Source organism: Sphingomonas sp., assembly GCF_036731925.1.
Classification (GTDB): Bacteria; Pseudomonadota; Alphaproteobacteria; order Sphingomonadales; family Sphingomonadaceae; genus Sphingomonas.
In genome coordinates this window covers 1,479,774-1,497,845 of the sequence record NZ_DAINDJ010000001.1, presented here as the reverse complement: position 1 = coordinate 1,497,845, position 18,072 = coordinate 1,479,774, and the positions used below count along the sequence as shown (strand labels likewise).

Sequence of the window (18,072 nt, the reverse complement as noted above, 5' to 3'; positions counted from 1 at the left end):
GTAAAACGATTGTTTTTCCACCGTGATACATAAAAATGGGCCGGAGGATCGCTCCTCCGGCCCAGTGCTTTCCTCCCCAGGAAAGTCAGAAGCGCGTGCGCACCGTGATGCCGTAGGTGCGCGGTTCGGCGAGATACGCCGAGAAGATCTGGCGACCGCCCGGATATTTGGGATCGATGAACGGCGCGCTCGCCGCCCCTTCCTGGAACGGCGAGTTGAACACCACCTGCGTGTAGTTCTGGTTGAGCAGGTTCTGCGCCCAAAGCTCGATCGCCCAGCGCTCGTCCTTGCCCCGAATGCCGATGCGGCCGTTGACCAGCGTGTAGCCGTCCTGGATCTTCTGCGGGAACAGGTCTGACCCGGTGTTGTAGTCGCCGGTCATGCGAGCATCAAAATAGACTAGGCCGCTGAGGCCGGAATTGCCGATCTGCGGCGTCCAGGCCACCGATGCCGTTGTCACGATCTCCGGAGCGTTGGAGAGCTGCTGGCCCGGCAGCAGGCGCAGCGCCTGGTCGAGCGGCGCGCCGCTATCGCTGCCGACGAGCTGGTCGCGATAATGGGTGTCGGCATAGGTCAGGCCCAGGCCCACCCGGAAGTTGCGGACCGGAACCAGCGAGGCTTCCAGTTCGACGCCCTGCGACACGACGCCGTAGCCGACGCTGGACGAGGAACAGGCGCCGGTTGTCGCGGCGGCGGCGTTGAAGTTGGTCGCCGCGCTGAACTTGCTCTGGTCGCGGTCGCCGCCGTTCAGGCTTGCGGTGCAACCGTTGATGTTCTGCACCAGGAAAACGGTGCCGTTGAACGTGTTGAGCTGGAAGTTCTTGAACTGCTGGCGGAATGCAGAGACGTTCAGGCTGAACTTGCGGGTCGAGTATTTCAGGCCGATCTCGAATGCGTCGTTCGTCTCTGGCGCGAACTGCAGGTTGGTGACGAGCGCCTGCGCACCGCCAACCGAAGCGAAGGGCAAGATAGGCACCTTCAGCGCCGACTTGTCGAGGTTGAAGCCCCCGGCCTTATACCCGCGCGAATAGCTGCCATAGACCAGCAGATCGTCGGTCGGCTTGTACGACAGGATGGCGGTACCGGTGAACTGGTCCTCCTTGCGCGTGTCGCGGATCGAAGCCCCGTTTAGTTCCGCCGTCGAATTTCCCTGGCAGGAAAGGCCGAGGATCCCGTCGATCGTCGCAGTGAGCGATGCTACCGAGCGCAGCGGCAGCAGCGCGCTCTGGTTCGCGACGCAGGCAGTGTTGTCGTTGCCGAAGGTTGCGTTGAGCCGCTTGCGTTCATTGGTGTAGCGCAGGCCGACGGTCAGGTCCAAGCCCTTGGCGACATGGAAGATATTGTGGGTAAACAGCGCCCAGTTGCGGCTGTTCTGCTTGAACAGGTCGCGCGTGGTGCCGCGATCATTGATGCCGTCCAGCCGGTCGAACGCGGCGTAGATCAGCGGCGATGCCGCGCCGAACAATGCCGGGCGTGCCGCAAGGCAGCCCGCGGCTGCCGGATTGTAGAGCGCCGCCAGCGCGCTGCCCGATACGATGCGGCAGGTAGCGAAGCGGCCATACTGCGTCCCGAACCGCAGATTGTCGACCAGGGTCAGATCCTCGTTGGCGTAATAGCCGCCGACGAGCCAGTCGAGCTTTTCGCCGAACGCAGTGCCGTTCAGGCGGAGCTCCTGGCTGAACGTCTCGAAGGCGCGCGAGGAGTCGGCATTGGGTGCGCGATAGAGCAGATCCACTGCACTATAATCGGTATCGGCACCCTGGCTGGAGAAATAGTTGCGATAGCCGGTGATCGAGGTGAGCTTCACATTGCCCAGGTTCCAGTCGACCTGGACAGAGCCGCCCCAATCCTCGGTGATGCCGCCATAGCTCCGGCCCGAAGAGACGTAGAGATTCCGGCTATAGGGATTGCTGAACGCGGCCATCGGCTGGCCGAGGTCCCGTAGCACGCGAACGATGTTGTTGGACGACGGGCTGTTGAGGTCGCCGACATAGGGGTTGATCGAGGAGTCTACATAGGTAGCGCCACAGCATTCCTCGTTGCGGTGTGTATAGTCGCCGATCACGCGAACGCGCAGGTCGCTCGACGGCTCGAACAGCAATTGCCCGCGCAGGAAATAGCGGTCGCGATTGTTGACGTCCCGGTTGTTGGTGACGTCGCGGTAGAAGCCGTCGCGCTTCATGTAGACACCGTCGAGCCGGCCCGACATGCTCGTGCTGAGCGGCACGTTGACGAAGCCCTGGAGGCGGATCGTCTCGTAATTGCCGTAGGTAGCCTCCGCGCCTGCCGAGAAGGTCGGCTGCGGCATCTTCGAGACGATATTGATGATGCCGGCGGAAGCGTTGCGCCCGAACAGCGTTCCCTGCGGGCCGCGCAGCACCTCGATCCGCTCCAGATCGCCCAGTTCACTGAGCCCGATGCCCGAGCGCGAGCGATAGACGCCGTCGATGAAAACAGCGACCGAACTTTCCAGCCCGGGATTGTCGCCGACCGTACCGATACCACGAATTCGCGCCGAACCATTGGCCTCGCTGCCGGTCGAGGAGACCAGCAGCGACGGAGCCACCTGGTTGAGTGCACGAATATCGTTCGCGCCGGTCTGCTGCAGCGTTTCCGAACTTACCGCGGACACCGCCAGCGGCACGTCGGCCAGCGCCTGGGCGCGACCCTGCGCGGTGACGATGATCTCGTTATCGGACTGCTCCGAGCGCGCCGATGCGTCCTGTTGATCCTGAGGGGTTTCCTGAGCGTGCGCAGGCGCTGCGAGCGCCATCACGAGTGCCGGCACTGCACAGGCCGACATAAGGCGTAGCCGCATATCTATCCTCTCCACCGAGGTTGGAGCTGTGGTTCCCGCTCCATACCCGAAGCTCGAATACACGCCTTCGCGTCAGCGCCGTCAAGCAAAACTAAAGTTGCAAAATGCCACTAGAATTCGATCGTTGCTCTAAGGGCACAGTGTTGCAGAACGCCGTGTTCGAGCTTTCCGCCGTTGCCGCCAAGCTGCTGATCGAGTGGAAGGTCGGGCCGCGCGCCCCGGCGGCGGCCGCGGCCAGGCGACAATTTGCGACACTTTGTGGCGGGCGTGACAAACCCCTGCGACACGTATCCCTGAAACCAGCGGCGTGCCGGGGGCCCGCCCCCACCCCCGGCATCCCCTTCTCTCAGGAGTTTCGGATGCTGAAACGTGTCACGCTTGCCGCCCTTGGGGCTTCTTTGCTCGCGGGTTCGGCGTTCGCAGCCCAGACGGAGCCGCAGGACGGACCGCGCCCGCCCCGGCATGACCCGCTGGCCATGGCGGACCAGAACAAGGACGGCGTTGTCACGCGCGAGGAAATGCTCGCCGCCATCGCGACGCGCTTCGCCGCGATGGATGCCAATCACGACGGCAAGGTCACGCCCGAGGAACGCGAAGCCTATCAGGCGCAGGAACGCGCCCGCATGGGCGCCCGCATGGCCCCGAAGCGTGACCTGACGCTGGCGGACGAACAGTCGCGCGCCACCCGCATGTTCGACATGGTCGACACCAACCACGACGGCAAGATCGACGCCGCCGAGCGCAAGGCCGCGGCGCAGCGGATGATGCAGATGCGTCGCGGGGGCGGCGGTGGCTGGCGCGCCCGCCAGGGTCCGCCGCCGGGCGACATGCCCCCGCCTCCCCCTCCTCCGGCCGGCGGCAACTGACGCCAGTCGGAGCAGCCGGGCGGGAGGCTGCGGGCATCGCCGATCCTGTCCCCGTCAGGATCGCAAGCGCTCCCCTGTCGCTTCTCTGCGATAGCTCGCGGATCTCCTCCCTCCCGCCCGGCTCTTTTCCCCGCTGGCAAAGGCGCTACGTTGTCGACCATGTCCGAGGTCCCTCACCTGCTGCTCGTCGATGACGAGCGTTCGATCCGCGAGCCGCTCGCGCAATATCTGACCAAGCAGGGCTTCCGCGTCACCCAGGCCGGCGATGCCGAGAGCGCGCGCGCGCGGCTCAACGCCTATGCAATCGACCTCGTGGTGCTGGACATCATGATGCCCGGCGAGGACGGGCTGAGCCTGTGCCGCCACATTCGCGAGACCAGCGAAACGCCGGTCATCCTGCTCACGGCGCGCAGCGAGGAAACCGATCGCATCGTGGGACTGGAAATGGGTGCCGACGACTATGTCGTGAAGCCGTTCAGCCCGCGCGAGCTCTCTGCGCGGATCAAGGTGGTGCTGCGCCGCTGGTCCGCAGGCGGCGCGAAGCAGCATGCGCCCGAAACCGGCTCCTTCGCTTTCGCAGGATGGGTGCTGCGCACGGGTGAACGCACGCTGGTGGACCGCGAGGGCGTGTCGGTGCCGCTGTCCACCGGCGAGTATAATCTGTTGCATGCGCTGGTCACCCGGCCGCGCCAGGTGCTCACCCGCGACCAGCTGCTCGATCTTACGCAGGGACGCGAGGCGGCAGCGTTCGATCGTGCGATCGACAATCAGGTCAGCCGGCTGCGCAAGAAGATCGAGCCGGATCCGAAAAACCCCTCGATCATCAAGACCGTGTGGGGCGGCGGCTACACGCTGGCCGCCGAGGTCACCAGGCTTTGAGCCGGTTTCTCCCCACCAGCCTGATCGCCCGCATCGCCTTGCTGGTAGCGGCCGCGCTGTTCGTCGCGCAGGCGATCAATTTCGGGCTGCTCCTCCACGAGCGGCAAAAGGCGCGCTTCGCACTGGTGATCGTGCCTGCGACGACGCGCCTCGCCGACGCCGCCGAACGGCTGCTCGCGCTCCAGCGGGAGGCGCCGCTGCAGCCCCGCGCGGCGAAGAACCGTTTCCTGTCCGACCCCCGGACGCATGTCCGCCTGCATGTGGACAATCCCTTCGCCGGTGAGACCGAGCACCGCCGGCCGGATGTCGAGCGCGATCTGCGGCGCGGACTGGAGGATGCAGGGCTGCGCGCAGGCGCGATCATGGCTGCGCTGCGCCCGGTCAATCCAAAGCGGCTGCTCGACCCGAAGCTGGATCCACTCCGTGCCGAGCGGCTGCGGCGGATGGGCGCGGAGATGCTGGTGGCGGTGGAGCTTCCCGGAAAGGGCTGGCTGACCCTCGCCACGCCGTGGCCGCGGACCGATTTCGACCTGATCTGGCAGCTCGCGGCCCAGACCCTGATCCTCTATGTCGTGGTGCTTGTGCCGGTGTTGCTGGTCGGCGGGCGGATCGCGCGGCCGCTGCGGACGCTGACCGATGCCGCCCGAACCTTCCGCCCCGGCGACGACACGGCGCCGATCCGCGAACGCGGCCCCAGCGACGTACGGGCGCTCATCGCGGCCTATAACGCGCTCGGCCGGCGGGTGACGTCGATGCTGGACGAGAAGGACCGGATGCTCGGCGCAATCGGCCATGATCTGCGCACGCCGTTGCAGGCGCTGCGGGTACGGATCGAATCGGTCGAGGACGAGGATGATCGCGCGCGCATGGCCGATACGGTCGACGAAATGAGCCGCACGCTCGACGATATCCTTTCGCTGGCGCGGCTCGGGCGGCCGAGCGAACCCAATACCGATGTCGACCTCGGCGCGCTCGTGGATGCCGTGGTCGAGGATTTCCGCGATCTGGATCACGACGTCACCTTCGAGGAGCCGGAGCGACTCAAGATGCGGCTGCGGCCGACGCTGATGCGCCGGGCGGTGCGCAACCTCATAGAGAATGCCGTGAAATATGGTGGCGGCGCGGAAGTGCGCCTGATCTCGGCGGCCGAGCGGGTGACGATCGAAGTGTGCGATCACGGACCGGGGATCCCGCCGGACAAGCTGGAGGCGGTGTTCAACCCCTTCACCCGGCTCGAACAGTCGCGCAATCGTGACACCGGCGGCATCGGGCTGGGCCTCGCACTGGCTCGGGCAATCGTCAATGACGCCGGCGGGACCATCGCACTGGCAAATAGCGACGGTGGCGGGCTGACGGCGACGATCACGCTGCCGAGGTGAGCCCTCTTCCTTGGAGAAGGGGTTGGGGTGGAGGGATTCCAGAACCCTAGTCGGCCTCGGTGAGGTTCAGCCCCACCCCAACCCCTCCCCTGAAGGGGAGGGGCTAATTGCAAAAAGGCCGCGCTCCCCATCGGAAGCGCGGCCCCTTTTTTACCGAAGAAGCGTCAGCCGATCAGCCGACGATTTCTTCCGGCTTGAAGAAGAAGGCGATCTCGATCGCGGCATTCTCTTCCGAGTCCGAACCATGGACCGAATTGGCTTCGATCGACTCGGCCAGTTCCTTGCGGATCGTGCCCGGCTCGGCGTTCGCCGGGTTGGTCGCGCCCATGATGTCGCGGTTGCGCTGCACGGCATTCTCGCCCTCGAGCACCTGCACGACGACCGGGCCCGAAATCATGAACGAGACGAGGTCGTTGAAGAAGGGACGCTCCTTGTGGACGCCGTAGAAGCCCTCGGCCTGCTCGCGGGTCATCTGGATGCGCTTGGAAGCGACGACGCGCAGGCCAGCCTCTTCCAGCATCTTGGTGACGGCGCCGGTCAGGTTGCGGCGGGTGGCATCGGGCTTGATGATCGAAAAGGTCCGGGTCGCGGCCATGGCCGTGCGGCTCCTGTAGTTGGTGATGAAAGGAAGTCGCGGCTCCCTAGTCCTGCAGCGTCTTCAATGCAAGCTCAGGCAACCTGCGCCCAGCGGCCATTCTCGTCCTGCCGCCAGTAGCGCCGCTCGACACCTTCGCGCTCTCCCAGAGCACGCCATGCAGCCCGCGCGGCGCCGATGCTTTCCTCGTCGAAAAGGTGGAAGGCGCGTTCAAAGTCGAGCGCCTCGTCGCGCCAGAGGCCATCGACCAGCGCCACGTTGCGGGCGCCGTTGGCGGGCGCGACCTCCTCCGAAATCAGCGCAGGCTGTTCGGCGTCCCAATCACCGCCGGCCTGGCCGTGCGGGAGAAAGCTCGCGGCATTGTAATTCCACAGCAGCTGGTCGATCCGGGTGCGCAGCGCGGCATCCCCGGCTACGATGAGAAGCCGCCCGCCGCTTCCCAGCACCCGTTCGGCGATCGAGGGCAGCACGCGATCGATCGGCGCCAGCGTGAGATGATAGAAATCGACCTGCATGCGGGGTCCCTTAGCCCGGATGTGCGTTGGGGCCAACGCGGCTGCCGTTGCGGAGGCGCAATCGCTGCGATAGGGCTCGACGATGCCCGGTGCCGGGGAGTGACGATAAAGGTGGGAGTTTTCGTGAAGCGCAAGGCCATGTTCTTTCCGGCCGCGCTCGGTCTGTGCCTGTCCGCGCAGGCACGTGCCCAGCAGGCGCCCGATTCGCGCCCCCTGCCCGCCGATCAGGCCGCCGGTGCTTCGGTGCCGGCCGCCAATCTGCAGGACCGGCCGGCCGAGCCCGCCCCGCCCCCGCCGGGCGGCCTGCCCGACGACCCCAATCAGGTGCAGTTCACCGCCGACCAGCTCGATTACGACATGAACAGCGATGTCGTCACGGCGAGTGGCGACGTCCGCCTTTATCGGGAGAGCAATCGCCTCCGCGCCGACAAGGTCACTTGGGACCGCCGGACCGGCAAGGTGATGGCGACGGGCAACATCGTCGTCGCCAACCCACAGGGCGACGCTGCCTATGGCGACAGCATCGAACTCACCGACACGCTGAAGGACGGCGTGGTGGACAACATGCTGGTGGTGCTCGAGGCCGGCGGCCGTATCGCGGCACAGCGCGGCTCGCGCAGCGACGGCGGCGTCATCACGGTCGAGAATGCCGCCTATACGCCCTGCTCGGTGACCGACAGCTCGGGCTGCCCCAAAGAGCCTTCGTGGAAGATCACGGCCGACCGGGTTGTCTACGATCCGGCCAAGCATCGCCTGCGCTACAAGGGTGCGCGGATCTCCGTCTTCGGATTCGCCACGATCCCGCTGCCCGCCTTCTCGCACCCGGCTGGGGGCCAAAGCGATTCTGGCTTCCTCACGCCCGACGCGCGCTACAGCCGCACCAACGGCTTCCAGGTTGCCCTGCCCTACTTCTTCAGCATCGCCCCCAATCGCGACCTGACCGTCACGCCGCGCGTGTTCTCGGACACGCTGCCGATGCTCCAGGCCGACTATCGCGAACTGAACAGCCTGGGCTCGTTCCGGGTACAGGCCTATGGCACCTACAGCCGCCGCTCGGACGACCTGACGGTCGCGCCGACGCCGGCCACGCTGCGCAACGACTTCCGCGGCTATCTCGACCTGATCGGACGCTACCAGCTGAATCCCAGCTGGGACGTGCGCGCTTCGCTGCGCGTGGCGAGCGACCGCACCTTCCTGCGCCGCTACGACATCTCACGCGACGACCGTCTGCGCAACAATGTTGCGATCGAGCGGATCGACGCCGACAGCTATTTCGTGATCAACGCCTGGGCGGTGCAGACGCTGCGGGTCGGCGATCGCCAAGGACTGCAGCCGGTGGCGCTGCCGGAGATCGACTATCGCCGCCGCATGGACGACGGCCTGCTCGGCGGCAAGTTCGACTTCCAGGTGAACACGCTGGCGCTCACCCGTACCGGCGGCCAGGATACCCAGCGCGCCTTCACCAGCGCACAGTGGAGCGTCCGGCGCCTGACCAACTGGGGCCAGGAAGTCAGCCTCACGGCTTACACCCGGGGCGACATCTACAACACGTCCGACACCATTGCGACGACGGTCGCGAGCTACCGCGGCGAGAACGGCTTTCGCTTCCGCGGGATCGCCGCGGGCGCGATCGACGTGAAATGGTCGTTCGTCGGCGACTTCCTAGGTGGCTCGCAGCGCATCACACCGCGCGTCCAGGTCGTCGCGGCGCCGCATCTGGCGAATATCGACGTGCCCAACGAGGACGCCCGCGCCGTCGACCTGGAAGACTCCAACCTCTTCGCGCTCAACCGCTTCGCCGGCTATGATCGCTTCGAGGATTCCACCCGCTTCACCTACGGGCTGGATTACGCGCTGTACCTGCCGGGCTTCAGCGTCGAAGCGAATGTCGGCCAGAGCTACCGCCTGACCAACCGGCCCTCGCTATTCCCCAACGGCACCGGGTTGACCGATCGGATGTCGGACATCGTTGGGCGGACCGTCGTCCGCTTCCACGATTTCCTCAGCCTCACCCACCGTTACCGGCTCGACAAGGACGGGCTGGCGGTGCGTCGCAACGAGATCGACATGTCGGTGGGCTCGCGCGCGACCTATGTGACGGTCGGCTATCTGCGGCTCAACCGCAATGTGGATCCGACGCTGGAGGATCTGCAGGATCGCGAGGAACTCCGCCTCGGCGCCCGGGTGCAGTTCGCGCGCTTCTGGTCGCTGTCCGGCTCGACGCTGATCGACCTCACCGACAAGCAGGAAGATCCGCTGTCGCTGGCCAATGGCTTCCAGCCGATCCGCCACCGCATCGGCCTGTTCTACGAAGACGACTGCCTGCGCATCGGAACAACCTGGCGGCGCGACTATGCGACGACGGGCGACGCACAGCGTGGCAACTCGTATCTGCTAACCCTCGCCTTCAAGAACCTCGGCCGCTAGAAGATCCCGCTTGGGGGGATTCGGCGCTCAGCCTTGGTTCAGGCACAATTGCGCTATAAGCGCTGCTTCCCGTTTGAGGATAAGGGTCGTTCTGAAGTGATGATGGGTTTGGGCAGGATTGCGGGAACGGGTGCGAAGTGGCTGGCCGGCGCAGGGATTGCTGCCCTGGCGACAATGGCGGTCGCGCAGACCACGCCCGCGCAGGACAGCCAGGCTGGCGTGAACAACGGCCTCGATCTGCCCAGCACGCTGGAAGTCTTCGGCAAGGCCGATCCGAATGTCCGCAAGCCCACCGCGATCGTCAACGATTACGTGATCACCGGCACCGAGGTGGATCACCGCGTTGCGCTGGTCACCGGCATGCAGAAGCTGACGCTGAAGCCGGAGGAGCGCGAACAGCTCAAGCTCGCCATGCTGCGCCAGCTGATCGACGAGACGCTCGAGATCCAGGAGGCCAAGGCCAACGAGATCAAGGTCGACGCACGCGAGATCGAAAACAGCTTCAGCCGCGTTGCCACGCGTTTCCAGAAGACGCCCGACCAGATGCGCAGCTGGCTGCGGGAGATCGGCTCGTCCGAGCGTTCGATCAAGCGCCAGATCGAGGCGGAACTGGCCTGGAGCCGCCTATTGCGCCGCCGCGTCAACGTCAATGTGGGCGAGGCCGAAGTGAAGGCGATGATCGATCGCCTCACCGCGCAGAAGGGCACCGACGAGTACCACGTCTACGAGATCTACCAGAACGCCACGCCCGATCGCGCGCAGGAAGTCTCCGGCGGCATGCAGAAGATGATCGAGCAGATGCGCCAGGGCACGCCGTTCGACTATCTCGCCCGCACCTATTCGCAGAGCTCGACCCGCGCCCGCGGCGGTGATCTCGGCTGGATCCAGCCGGCGATGCTGCCCGAGGCGCTTGCGCAAGCGGTGCAGGAAATGCAGCCTGGCCAGGTTGCCGGGCCGATCCCGCTCTCCGCCGGCTTTTCGATTGTCTACCTGGCGGACAAGCACAAGGTCGGCATCTCCGACCCGCGCGACGCCAAGCTGAGCCTGCGGCAGCTGTCGCTGGCGTTCGGCAAGGGCACCACCGAAGCGCAGGCGAGCAGCCGTGCTGCCTCGTTTGCCAAGGCGACGCAGGCGATCCGCGGCTGCGGCGACGTAAGCAAGGTTGCAGCGGCCGAAGGCGCGGAAGTCGTCGACCGCGACAATATCGTGATCAAGGACCTGCCGCCTGCGCTGCAGAACTTGATCCTGCCGCTCCAGGTCGGCCAGTCGACCCAGCCCTTCGGCTCGATCGAGGACGGCGTGCGCGTGCTGGTGATTTGCGGCCGCGACGATCCGCCCGCCGCCAACACGCCCTCGGTGGAGCAGGTGCAGGAGCAGCTGGAAGATCAGCGGGTCAACCTCCGCGCCGAGCGGATGCTGCGCGATCTGCGTCGCGACGCGCTGATCGAATATCGCTGACGTGACGGTCGGGGGCACCACCCTGCCTCCGCTCGCCGTCGCCATGGGCGACTCGGCGGGGATCGGGCCGGAAATCACCGCCAAGGCGTGGGAAATGCGCGGCGCCGAGGGTCTCGCGCCGTTCTTCGCCGTGGGCGACCCCAAGGCGGTCCGGGCCGTGTGGAACGGGCCCATTGCGCCGATCGGTGATCCTCGCGAAGCGTTCACCCTCTTCGGCGAGGCGCTGCCGATCCTGCCGATCGGCGATACCGGGCCGGTGGTTCCCGGCACGCCTTCGCTGGGTACGGCGCACATCGCCCTGCAATCGCTGGAAGTGGCGACGGGCCTCGCCAGCGCCGGTGCCGCGGGTGCGCTGGTGACCGGCCCCGTGTCCAAGGCGCAGCTCTATGCGATCGGATTCACGCATCCAGGCCAGACCGAATTCGTCGCCGAGCGCTGCGGCATCACCGCCGACAACGCGGTGATGATGCTGGCCGGACCGACGCTGCGCGTGGTGCCGATTACCGTGCACGTGCCGCTGGCGTTGGTGCCGTCGCTGATCAGCCCCGAACTGATCGTCGCCAAGGCCCGCGTCACCGCGCGCGGGCTCCAGCGCAATTTCGGCATTCCCAACCCACGCCTCGCCTTTGCCGGGCTGAACCCGCATGCGGGCGAAGGCGGCGCGATCGGTCGCGAGGAGATCGAGGTGCTGGTCCCGGCGATCGAGCGGCTGCGTGCCGAAGGCATCGATGCCGCCGGTCCGTTCGCGGCGGACACGCTGTTTCACGCGCGCGCCCGCGCCGAATATGATGCGGCGCTGTGCCTTTACCACGATCAGGCGCTGATCCCGATCAAGACGCTGCACTTCGATGACGGTGTGAACATGACGCTGGGTCTGCCGATCGTGCGGACCTCGCCGGACCATGGCACCGCCTTTGGCATCGCCGGTCGCGATGCAGCGCACCCGGGTGCGATGATTGCGGCGATCAAAATGGCTGCCGCTGCGGCGCAGCGCAGGATAGAAGCCTCCGCGTGACTATGCTTCCCCCGCTTCGTGACGTCATTACGAGATACGGACTGAGTGCCAGCAAGGCGCTGGGCCAGAACTTCCTGTTCGACGGCCAGCTGCTCGGCCGCATCGCCAAGGTGCCCGGCGATCTTGCCGGTGCAGAGGTGTTCGAGGTCGGTCCGGGCCCGGGCGGCCTCACCCGCGCGCTGCTCCAGGCCGGCGCGCAGGTCACTGCCGTCGAGCGCGACCGGCGCTGTATTCCTGCGCTGGAGGAACTGGGCGGTTATTTCCCGGACAAGCTCCGCGTGATCGAGGGCGACGCGCTCGAGGTCGACGCGCCGGCGCTGTTCGCGGGCAAGCCGCACGTCGTGGCCAACCTGCCCTATAATGTCGGCACCGCGCTGCTGGTCGGCTGGCTCTCGGCGGAATGGCAGCCCTGGTGGGCAAGCCTGACGCTGATGTTCCAGAAGGAAGTCGCCGAGCGCATCGTCGCCCAGGCCGGCACCGAACATTATGGCCGACTTGCCGTGCTCGCCCAGTGGCGGAGCACGCCGCGGATTGCGATGAACGTGCATCGTTCCGCTTTCACGCCGCCGCCCAAGGTGATGTCAGCAGTGGTCCATATCGTGCCCGGCGAAGCGCCGGAGGGGGTGCAGCTCCGCCTGCTGGAAGCGGTGACCGCCGCCGCCTTCGGCCAGCGCCGCAAGATGCTGCGTCAGAGCCTCAAGTCGGTGCCCGGCGCGCTTGCAGCGTTGGAAGTACTGGAAATCGATGCCAGCCGGCGCGCGGAGACGGTGAGCGTCGCCGAATTCGTCGCGATCGCGCGCGAGCTCGGCCGCAAGCCCTGATGCGCTAGAGCATTTTCAGGTCGACCGGTTACGGTCAACGGCTCGGAAAATGCGGCTAGTCTGCGCGTGCTCGGAACAGCCGCAGCACCGGCACCAGCGATGCATGGTCGTCGGTCCAGCCGTCAAAGCCCGGTTCGGCGACCAGCGGTCGCCACGCGCCGCTACGAGCCTTGAGTGCCGCCAGTGCGCGCGGCGAACGGCTCAGGGCGATCCAGTCGGATACCGCGCCTTCGTCCTGCCGTTCCAGCGCAGTCGGCACATGCACCAGCCGCAGCCCCTGCCATCCGCCCGTCTTGGCCGCACCGGCGACAACCGGCGCCAGCGCCAGGAAGCGGTTGGAGATATGCACCAGCAGCAGCCCTTCAGGCGACAAGACACGGCCATAGGCGGCAAAGGCCTCGGCCGTCATCAGGTGCATCGGCACCGCGTCCGAGGAGAAGGCATCAAGGGCGAGCAGGTCCAGCCCGGCGGAGGGCAGTTCGCTCAGCCGCAAGCGGGCGTCGCCAACCAGGATCTGCGCCTGCGGTGCGCACAGCCGGATAAAGCTGAACGCACTCGAATCGCGCGCGAGATGCACCACCGCCGGGTCAATCTCGAAGAAACGCCAGTCCTGCCCCGGACGCGCGTAACAGGCGAGCGTACCGGTGCCCAGGCCGACAACGCCGATCCGTGCGTGCGTGCCGTAGAGGGCAGGCGCCGCGAGCATCGCCTGCCCCACGCCCGACCCGGCCTGATAATAGGTGGTGGGCCGCCGCGCCCGCGCGCCCTTGAGCTGGATGCCATGGACCGTGGTGCCATGCGCGAGGCGGCGCTGGTCCGGCTTGTCGCCTACCGTATAGACGCCGAAATAGCTGCGGGTGCGGGCGCCGCTCAGCGAGGTCTGGATCGCGCTATAGCCGCCGAACAGGAAAAGCCCGCCGGCGAGCGCCACCGTGAAGGGCCACCGCACACCGACGGCGACGAGGCCGATCGCCGCAACGGCCACAAAGCCGAGCTGAACGTGCATCGGGCCCGGCAACCGCTCGTCGAGCGCAGCCCACACGATCACCATCACCAGCGCGCAGAGCACCGCCGCCGCGGGCAGACGGTAGCGGCCAGCCCAGAGGCGGCTGAACTCGCGGGTCAGCGCACGCTGCGGGATCAGCAGCCCGGCCGCCAAGATGAGCAAGGGGTACTCATAGGTCCAGTCGAACAGCACCGGCGCGAGCAGGCCGGCGAACACGCCGCCCAGCGCCCCGCCCAGCGCCATGGCCAGGTAGAAGCCGGTCAGCCGCTCCGGCGGCGGCCGAAGCGCGTACAGACGGGCGTGGCAGGCGACCGCCACCGCGAAGAGGAGGACAAGGCCGATCAGCGCGTTGAAATAGGCGAGCCGGGAGTCCCCGGCGACCAGCGTGGCGCCAAACAGCAGCAGCACCAGAGGCACGCAGCGCTCGAGCAGGTCGTCGAGCAGCGCGGAGCTGCGAAAGGCCACGGGAAAGCTCAGCAGGTACAGCCCGAGCGGCAGAACCCAGAGCAGCGGCACGGCGACGATATCCGTGGTGAGGAAGGTTGTGGTCGCCAGCATCAGTCCCGAGGGAACCAGCGCCAGGGCGATCCAGCGCACCCAGTCGCGCGCGACCGTTGCCGGGCGTTCCGTTCGCGCCTGGGGCGGCGCGTCGTTCTGCGGCAAGCGGCGCGCGCAACCGAGCACCAGCAGCGCGACGATTGCATAGCCGATCGTCCACAGCCAGCTCTGGCACTGCAGCCGGAGCAACGGCTCGACCAGCAGCGGATAGGCGAGCAGGCCGGCGAAGCTGCCAATGTTGGACGCGGCGTAGAGTGCATAGGGGTCGCGCCCATGGCTTGCCACGGCAAACCAGCGCTGGAGCAGCGGCGCCTGGGCGGAAATCGCGAGGAACAGGGGCCCGATGGCCGCGACGAGCAGCCATGGGACCCACAGGGCCGGCTCCGCACCAACCGGCACCTGCATCGTTCCCAGTCCGATCGGCAGCCACAGCGCGGCGAGCGCCAGCAATCCGAGGTGGATCCCCGCCTGTGTTCGTACGCGAAACCGCCCGAGCCAGTGCGCATAGCCATAGCCGAGCAGCAGCAGCGCCTGGTAGACGAGCATCGCCGAGTTCCACACCGCCGGCGCTCCGCCCAGCCGCGGCAACGCCATGCGTGCTACCATCGGCTGAACCAGGAACAGCAGGAACGATCCTCCGAGGATCGCCGCCACGAACAGCGTACGGCGCGCGGCGCCGTCGTCGCGCGAAATCGGGGAGGTTTCGTTCACGGACGCGCGATGCGATAGCTACGGTGGCGCCGCAGTGCAGGGATCGCGGCCGGATGATCGAAATCGCCACCGACCGCGCGCTGCATGCCGAGCCGTTCCATCAGACCCCAGCTGCGCGCGTTCCCCTCCGCCACGATCGCCGCGACGGCGGGTACGTCCAGCTGCTGCCAGGCCCAGGCAAGACTGGCGCGCGCAGCCTCCTGCGCATAACCCTGGCCCCAATAGGTGGCGGCAAGACGCCAGCCGATCTCCACCTCGCCTTCGATCGGCGTGCCCGCCGCCCCCGGCTTCAATCCACAGAAGCCCAGGAAACGCCCGTCCTCGCGCCGCTCGACCGCCCAGAAGCAATGGCCATGTTGTGCAAGCAGGCCAAGCTGCCGGTCAATGCCCGCGTCGCTCTCCGCACGCGACTGCAGCGGTCCGATAAAGGCCATCACCGCAGGGTCGGTACACATTGCGTGGAACGGTGCGCGGTCGGCGTCGGTCCAGCCGCGCAGCAGGAGTCGTTCGGTCTCGATCATGGGCGGTCGATTGCAAAGGCGACACTGGGACGCAAGCGATGCCCCTCCGGCTGCACGGGATGCTCGAAATCGACGATCCAGCGCATACCCAGCCGCGCCATCAGCGCCTGGCTGGGCAGATTGCAGGCCGCGGTGATCGCAACCACCCGCGGCTCGGGTCGGTACACCCACGCCCAGTCGAGCCACGCCGCGGCCGCCTCCCGCGCATAGCCCTTGCCCCAGCAGGCACGGGCGAACATCCAGCCGATCTCCAGTTCGTCCGCGATCGGCGTATCGGGAGCGCCCGGCTTGAGGCCGCAAAAGCCGATCACTGCACCATCCTCGCGCCGCTCGACTGCGTTGAAGCCAATCCCGTGGCTAGGCCCGTAGCCGAGGTGCCGGGCGATCGTTGCCCGGCTGTGCGCGGTCGACTTTACCGGCCCAAGGTCGCGCATCACCGCCGGATCGCTCCACATCGCGTGGAGCGCATCGAAGTCGCGCGGCTCGGGCGGCCGCAACAGCAGCCGCGCCGTCTCGATCACGCGCCGAGCAACCGTGCCGCCAAGGGCGCGTGATAGGTGAGCACGCCAGAACACCCGGCCCGCTTGAAGGCCATCAACGTCTCCAGCACCAGCGCCTCCCGATCCCCTGCCCCCACCGCGGCGGCAGCTTCGATCATGGCATATTCGCCGGACACCTGATATGCGAAAACGGGCACTTCGAAAGCACTCTTCACGCGCGTGACAATGTCGAGATAGGGCAGCCCCGGCTTGACCATCACGCTGTCCGCGCCTTCGGCCAGATCGAGGGCAACTTCCCGCAGCGCCTCCTCGGCATTCGCGGGGTCCATCTGGTAGGTCTTCTTGTCGCCCTTGAGCAGCCCACGGCTTCCGACCGCGTCCCGGAACGGACCGTAGAAGGCACTCGCATATTTGGCGGCATAGGCCATGATCTGCACGTTGATGTGACCGTTCGCCTCCAGCGCGCCGCGGATCTGGCCGACGCGCCCGTCCATCATGTCGCTGGGCGCGACGATGTCCGCGCCCGCCTGGGCCTGGACCAGCGCCTGCTCGACCAGCACCGCAGAGGTTTCGTCGTTCAGTACATACCCCGCCGCGTCGACGATGCCGTCATGCCCGTGGCTGGTATAGGGGTCGAGCGCCACGTCGGTCAGAACACCTACCTCCGGCACCGCTTCCTTGATCGCGCGGATGGCGCGGCACATCAGGTTTTCGGGATTGATCGCCTCCCGGCCGTCCTCGGAGCGCAGCGCATGCGGCGTGTTGGGGAACAGCGCGAGGCACGGAATGCCGAGGTCCCGCGCCTCCCGCGCGCGCTGGACAATGCCCTTCAGGCCCCAGCGCGATACCCCGGGAAGCGCCGCGATCGGCTCCTCTTCCTCGCCCTCGGTGACAAACACCGGCCAGATCAGGTCCGCCGGGGTGAGCACCGTTTCGGCATGGAGGCGACGGCTCCAGGCCGAAGCCCGGGAGCGGCGGAGGCGAAGCGCGGGATAGTGGCTCATGGCGTGCCAGATGCGCCTGGATTGCGTCGGTTGCAAGCGTCGCCGAGCGCCGTTTCGCCCAGCGTGAGGATCGAGCTGGCGTGCCGACCGGCTACTTCCAGCGCATCCGACCCGTAACCGCCGCCGAGGGTGCTGGCGAAGGGAATGCCGCGGCGGCGCAACGCCTCCGCCACCCAGCGATCGCGTGCGTTCAGCCCCTCGGCACTGAGCGCGAGCCGGCCAAGGCGATCATCCGCGAAGGGATCGACACCCGCCTGATAGAGGACAAGATCGGGATCGAATTGCGCCAGCAGCGGCACCAGCGTAGCCTCCAGCGTCTCGAGATACACCGCGTCGCCGACGCCGTCCGGCAGACCCACGTCCACGGTGGAGCGGGCCTTGCGCACGGGGAAGTTTTTCTCGGCGTGGATCGAATAGGTGGCAATATCCTCCCGTCCCGCCGTCAGCGCGGCGGTGCCGTCGCCCTGATGCACGTCACAGTCGACGATCAGCACGCGGGCGGCATGCCCCTCCTCGGTAAGACGCACGGCGGCAATGGCAAGATCGTTGAACACGCAAAAGCCCGCACCCGTATCGGCAAGCGCATGGTGGCTGCCGCCGGCGCTGTTCGCTGCATAGCCCTCCGCCTGCGCGATGCGCGCCGCGAGGAAGGTGCCGCCCGGGACCCGCGCCGATCGCCGCGCGACTGCGGGCGTCACCGGGAAGCCGATCCGGCGCGTCTTGTGCGGCGGCACGCGTGCCTCGAGTACCTCGGCGACATAGTCCGGGTCGTGCACGGCCTCTAGCCAGCGTGGCGGCATCGCCTCTGGGACATGCCAGGCAATGCGGCTGCCGTGGGCTTGCAGCAGGTCCCGCACCAGCCCGTTCTTGTTCCACAAATAGGCGCTGCCCGCCGGTGCCGGCGCGACATAATCGGGATGGTGAACGACCGGGATCACGCCGATCATCTAGGAAGGGCCGGCCGCGATCGAAAGACGCCTCTTCCGCCAGGTCGCGCGC

At 67.0% G+C, this 18,072-nt stretch carries 15 protein-coding genes; 7 read left to right on the top strand and 8 right to left on the bottom strand.

The window, feature by feature from the left end:
* Positions 1 to 85 precede the first annotated feature (85 nt).
* Complete coding sequence (locus V7E00_RS07395; RefSeq protein ID WP_333571993.1) at positions 86 to 2,818, bottom strand: TonB-dependent receptor; 2,733 nt, start codon at positions 2,816 to 2,818, stop codon at positions 86 to 88.
* 359 nt (positions 2,819 to 3,177) lie between these two features.
* Here V7E00_RS07395 and V7E00_RS07390 point away from each other — a divergent pair, with 359 nt between their 5' ends.
* The 3 genes from V7E00_RS07390 to V7E00_RS07380 all read left to right on the top strand — a co-directional run bounded on the left by V7E00_RS07390 (position 3,178) and on the right by V7E00_RS07380 (position 5,942).
* Complete coding sequence (locus tag V7E00_RS07390) at positions 3,178 to 3,684, top strand: EF-hand domain-containing protein (protein ID WP_333571992.1); 507 nt, start codon at positions 3,178 to 3,180, stop codon at positions 3,682 to 3,684.
* Positions 3,685 to 3,843: 159 nt separating this feature from the next.
* Positions 3,844 to 4,563 carry a response regulator gene (locus V7E00_RS07385; RefSeq protein WP_333571991.1) on the top strand — a complete coding sequence of 240 codons (720 nt, stop codon included), beginning with the start codon at positions 3,844 to 3,846 and terminating at the stop codon, positions 4,561 to 4,563.
* Complete coding sequence (locus V7E00_RS07380; protein ID WP_333571990.1) at positions 4,560 to 5,942, top strand: sensor histidine kinase; 1,383 nt, start codon at positions 4,560 to 4,562, stop codon at positions 5,940 to 5,942. The genes V7E00_RS07385 and V7E00_RS07380 overlap by 4 nt, the downstream gene beginning before the upstream one ends.
* Positions 5,943 to 6,114: 172 nt before the next feature.
* On the opposite strand, the gene ndk is transcribed toward V7E00_RS07380, so the two are convergent.
* Both ndk and V7E00_RS07370 read right to left on the bottom strand, forming a co-directional pair.
* Positions 6,115 to 6,537, bottom strand: coding sequence for a nucleoside-diphosphate kinase (gene ndk, locus V7E00_RS07375; RefSeq protein ID WP_125973737.1), 423 nt, complete (start codon positions 6,535 to 6,537; stop codon positions 6,115 to 6,117).
* Between the two features lie 74 nt (positions 6,538 to 6,611).
* On the bottom strand, positions 6,612 to 7,052 hold the full coding sequence (locus tag V7E00_RS07370) for a DNA polymerase III subunit chi (protein WP_333571989.1): 441 nt from the start codon (positions 7,050 to 7,052) through the stop codon (positions 6,612 to 6,614).
* A 138-nt stretch (positions 7,053 to 7,190) separates the two neighbouring features.
* Between V7E00_RS07370 and V7E00_RS07365 the strand changes: the two genes are divergently transcribed.
* From V7E00_RS07365 to rsmA, 4 genes are all read left to right on the top strand, one after another.
* Positions 7,191 to 9,479, top strand: a complete 2,289-nt coding sequence (locus tag V7E00_RS07365; RefSeq protein WP_333572397.1) for an LPS-assembly protein LptD — start codon at positions 7,191 to 7,193, stop codon at positions 9,477 to 9,479.
* A gap of 99 nt (positions 9,480 to 9,578) precedes the next feature.
* Positions 9,579 to 10,937, top strand: coding sequence for a peptidylprolyl isomerase (locus V7E00_RS07360; protein ID WP_333572396.1), 1,359 nt, complete (start codon positions 9,579 to 9,581; stop codon positions 10,935 to 10,937).
* Between the two features lies 1 nt (position 10,938).
* Complete coding sequence (gene pdxA / locus V7E00_RS07355; RefSeq protein WP_333571988.1) at positions 10,939 to 11,952, top strand: 4-hydroxythreonine-4-phosphate dehydrogenase PdxA; 1,014 nt, start codon at positions 10,939 to 10,941, stop codon at positions 11,950 to 11,952.
* A gap of 2 nt (positions 11,953 to 11,954) precedes the next feature.
* On the top strand, positions 11,955 to 12,773 hold the full coding sequence (gene rsmA / locus V7E00_RS07350; RefSeq protein WP_333572395.1) for a 16S rRNA (adenine(1518)-N(6)/adenine(1519)-N(6))-dimethyltransferase RsmA: 819 nt from the start codon (positions 11,955 to 11,957) through the stop codon (positions 12,771 to 12,773).
* 55 nt (positions 12,774 to 12,828) lie between these two features.
* On the opposite strand, the gene V7E00_RS07345 is transcribed toward rsmA, so the two are convergent.
* From V7E00_RS07345 to V7E00_RS07325, 5 genes are read right to left on the bottom strand one after another with little or no spacing between them, the layout of a single operon-like run.
* Positions 12,829 to 15,048 carry a spermidine synthase gene (locus V7E00_RS07345; RefSeq protein WP_333571987.1) on the bottom strand — a complete coding sequence of 740 codons (2,220 nt, stop codon included), beginning with the start codon at positions 15,046 to 15,048 and terminating at the stop codon, positions 12,829 to 12,831.
* Entirely contained in the window at positions 15,045 to 15,569 is a 525-nt protein-coding gene (locus V7E00_RS07340) for a GNAT family N-acetyltransferase (RefSeq protein WP_333571986.1), read from the bottom strand. Before V7E00_RS07340 ends, V7E00_RS07345 begins: the two co-directional genes overlap by 4 nt.
* Positions 15,566 to 16,090, bottom strand: coding sequence for a GNAT family N-acetyltransferase (locus V7E00_RS07335; RefSeq protein ID WP_333571985.1), 525 nt, complete (start codon positions 16,088 to 16,090; stop codon positions 15,566 to 15,568). The genes V7E00_RS07340 and V7E00_RS07335 overlap by 4 nt, the downstream gene beginning before the upstream one ends.
* On the bottom strand, positions 16,087 to 17,073 hold the full coding sequence (gene hemB, locus V7E00_RS07330; protein ID WP_333571984.1) for a porphobilinogen synthase: 987 nt from the start codon (positions 17,071 to 17,073) through the stop codon (positions 16,087 to 16,089). Before hemB ends, V7E00_RS07335 begins: the two co-directional genes overlap by 4 nt.
* Positions 17,070 to 18,011, bottom strand: coding sequence for a histone deacetylase family protein (locus V7E00_RS07325; protein WP_333571983.1), 942 nt, complete (start codon positions 18,009 to 18,011; stop codon positions 17,070 to 17,072). Before V7E00_RS07325 ends, hemB begins: the two co-directional genes overlap by 4 nt.
* Between the last annotated feature and the right edge of the window lie 61 nt (positions 18,012 to 18,072).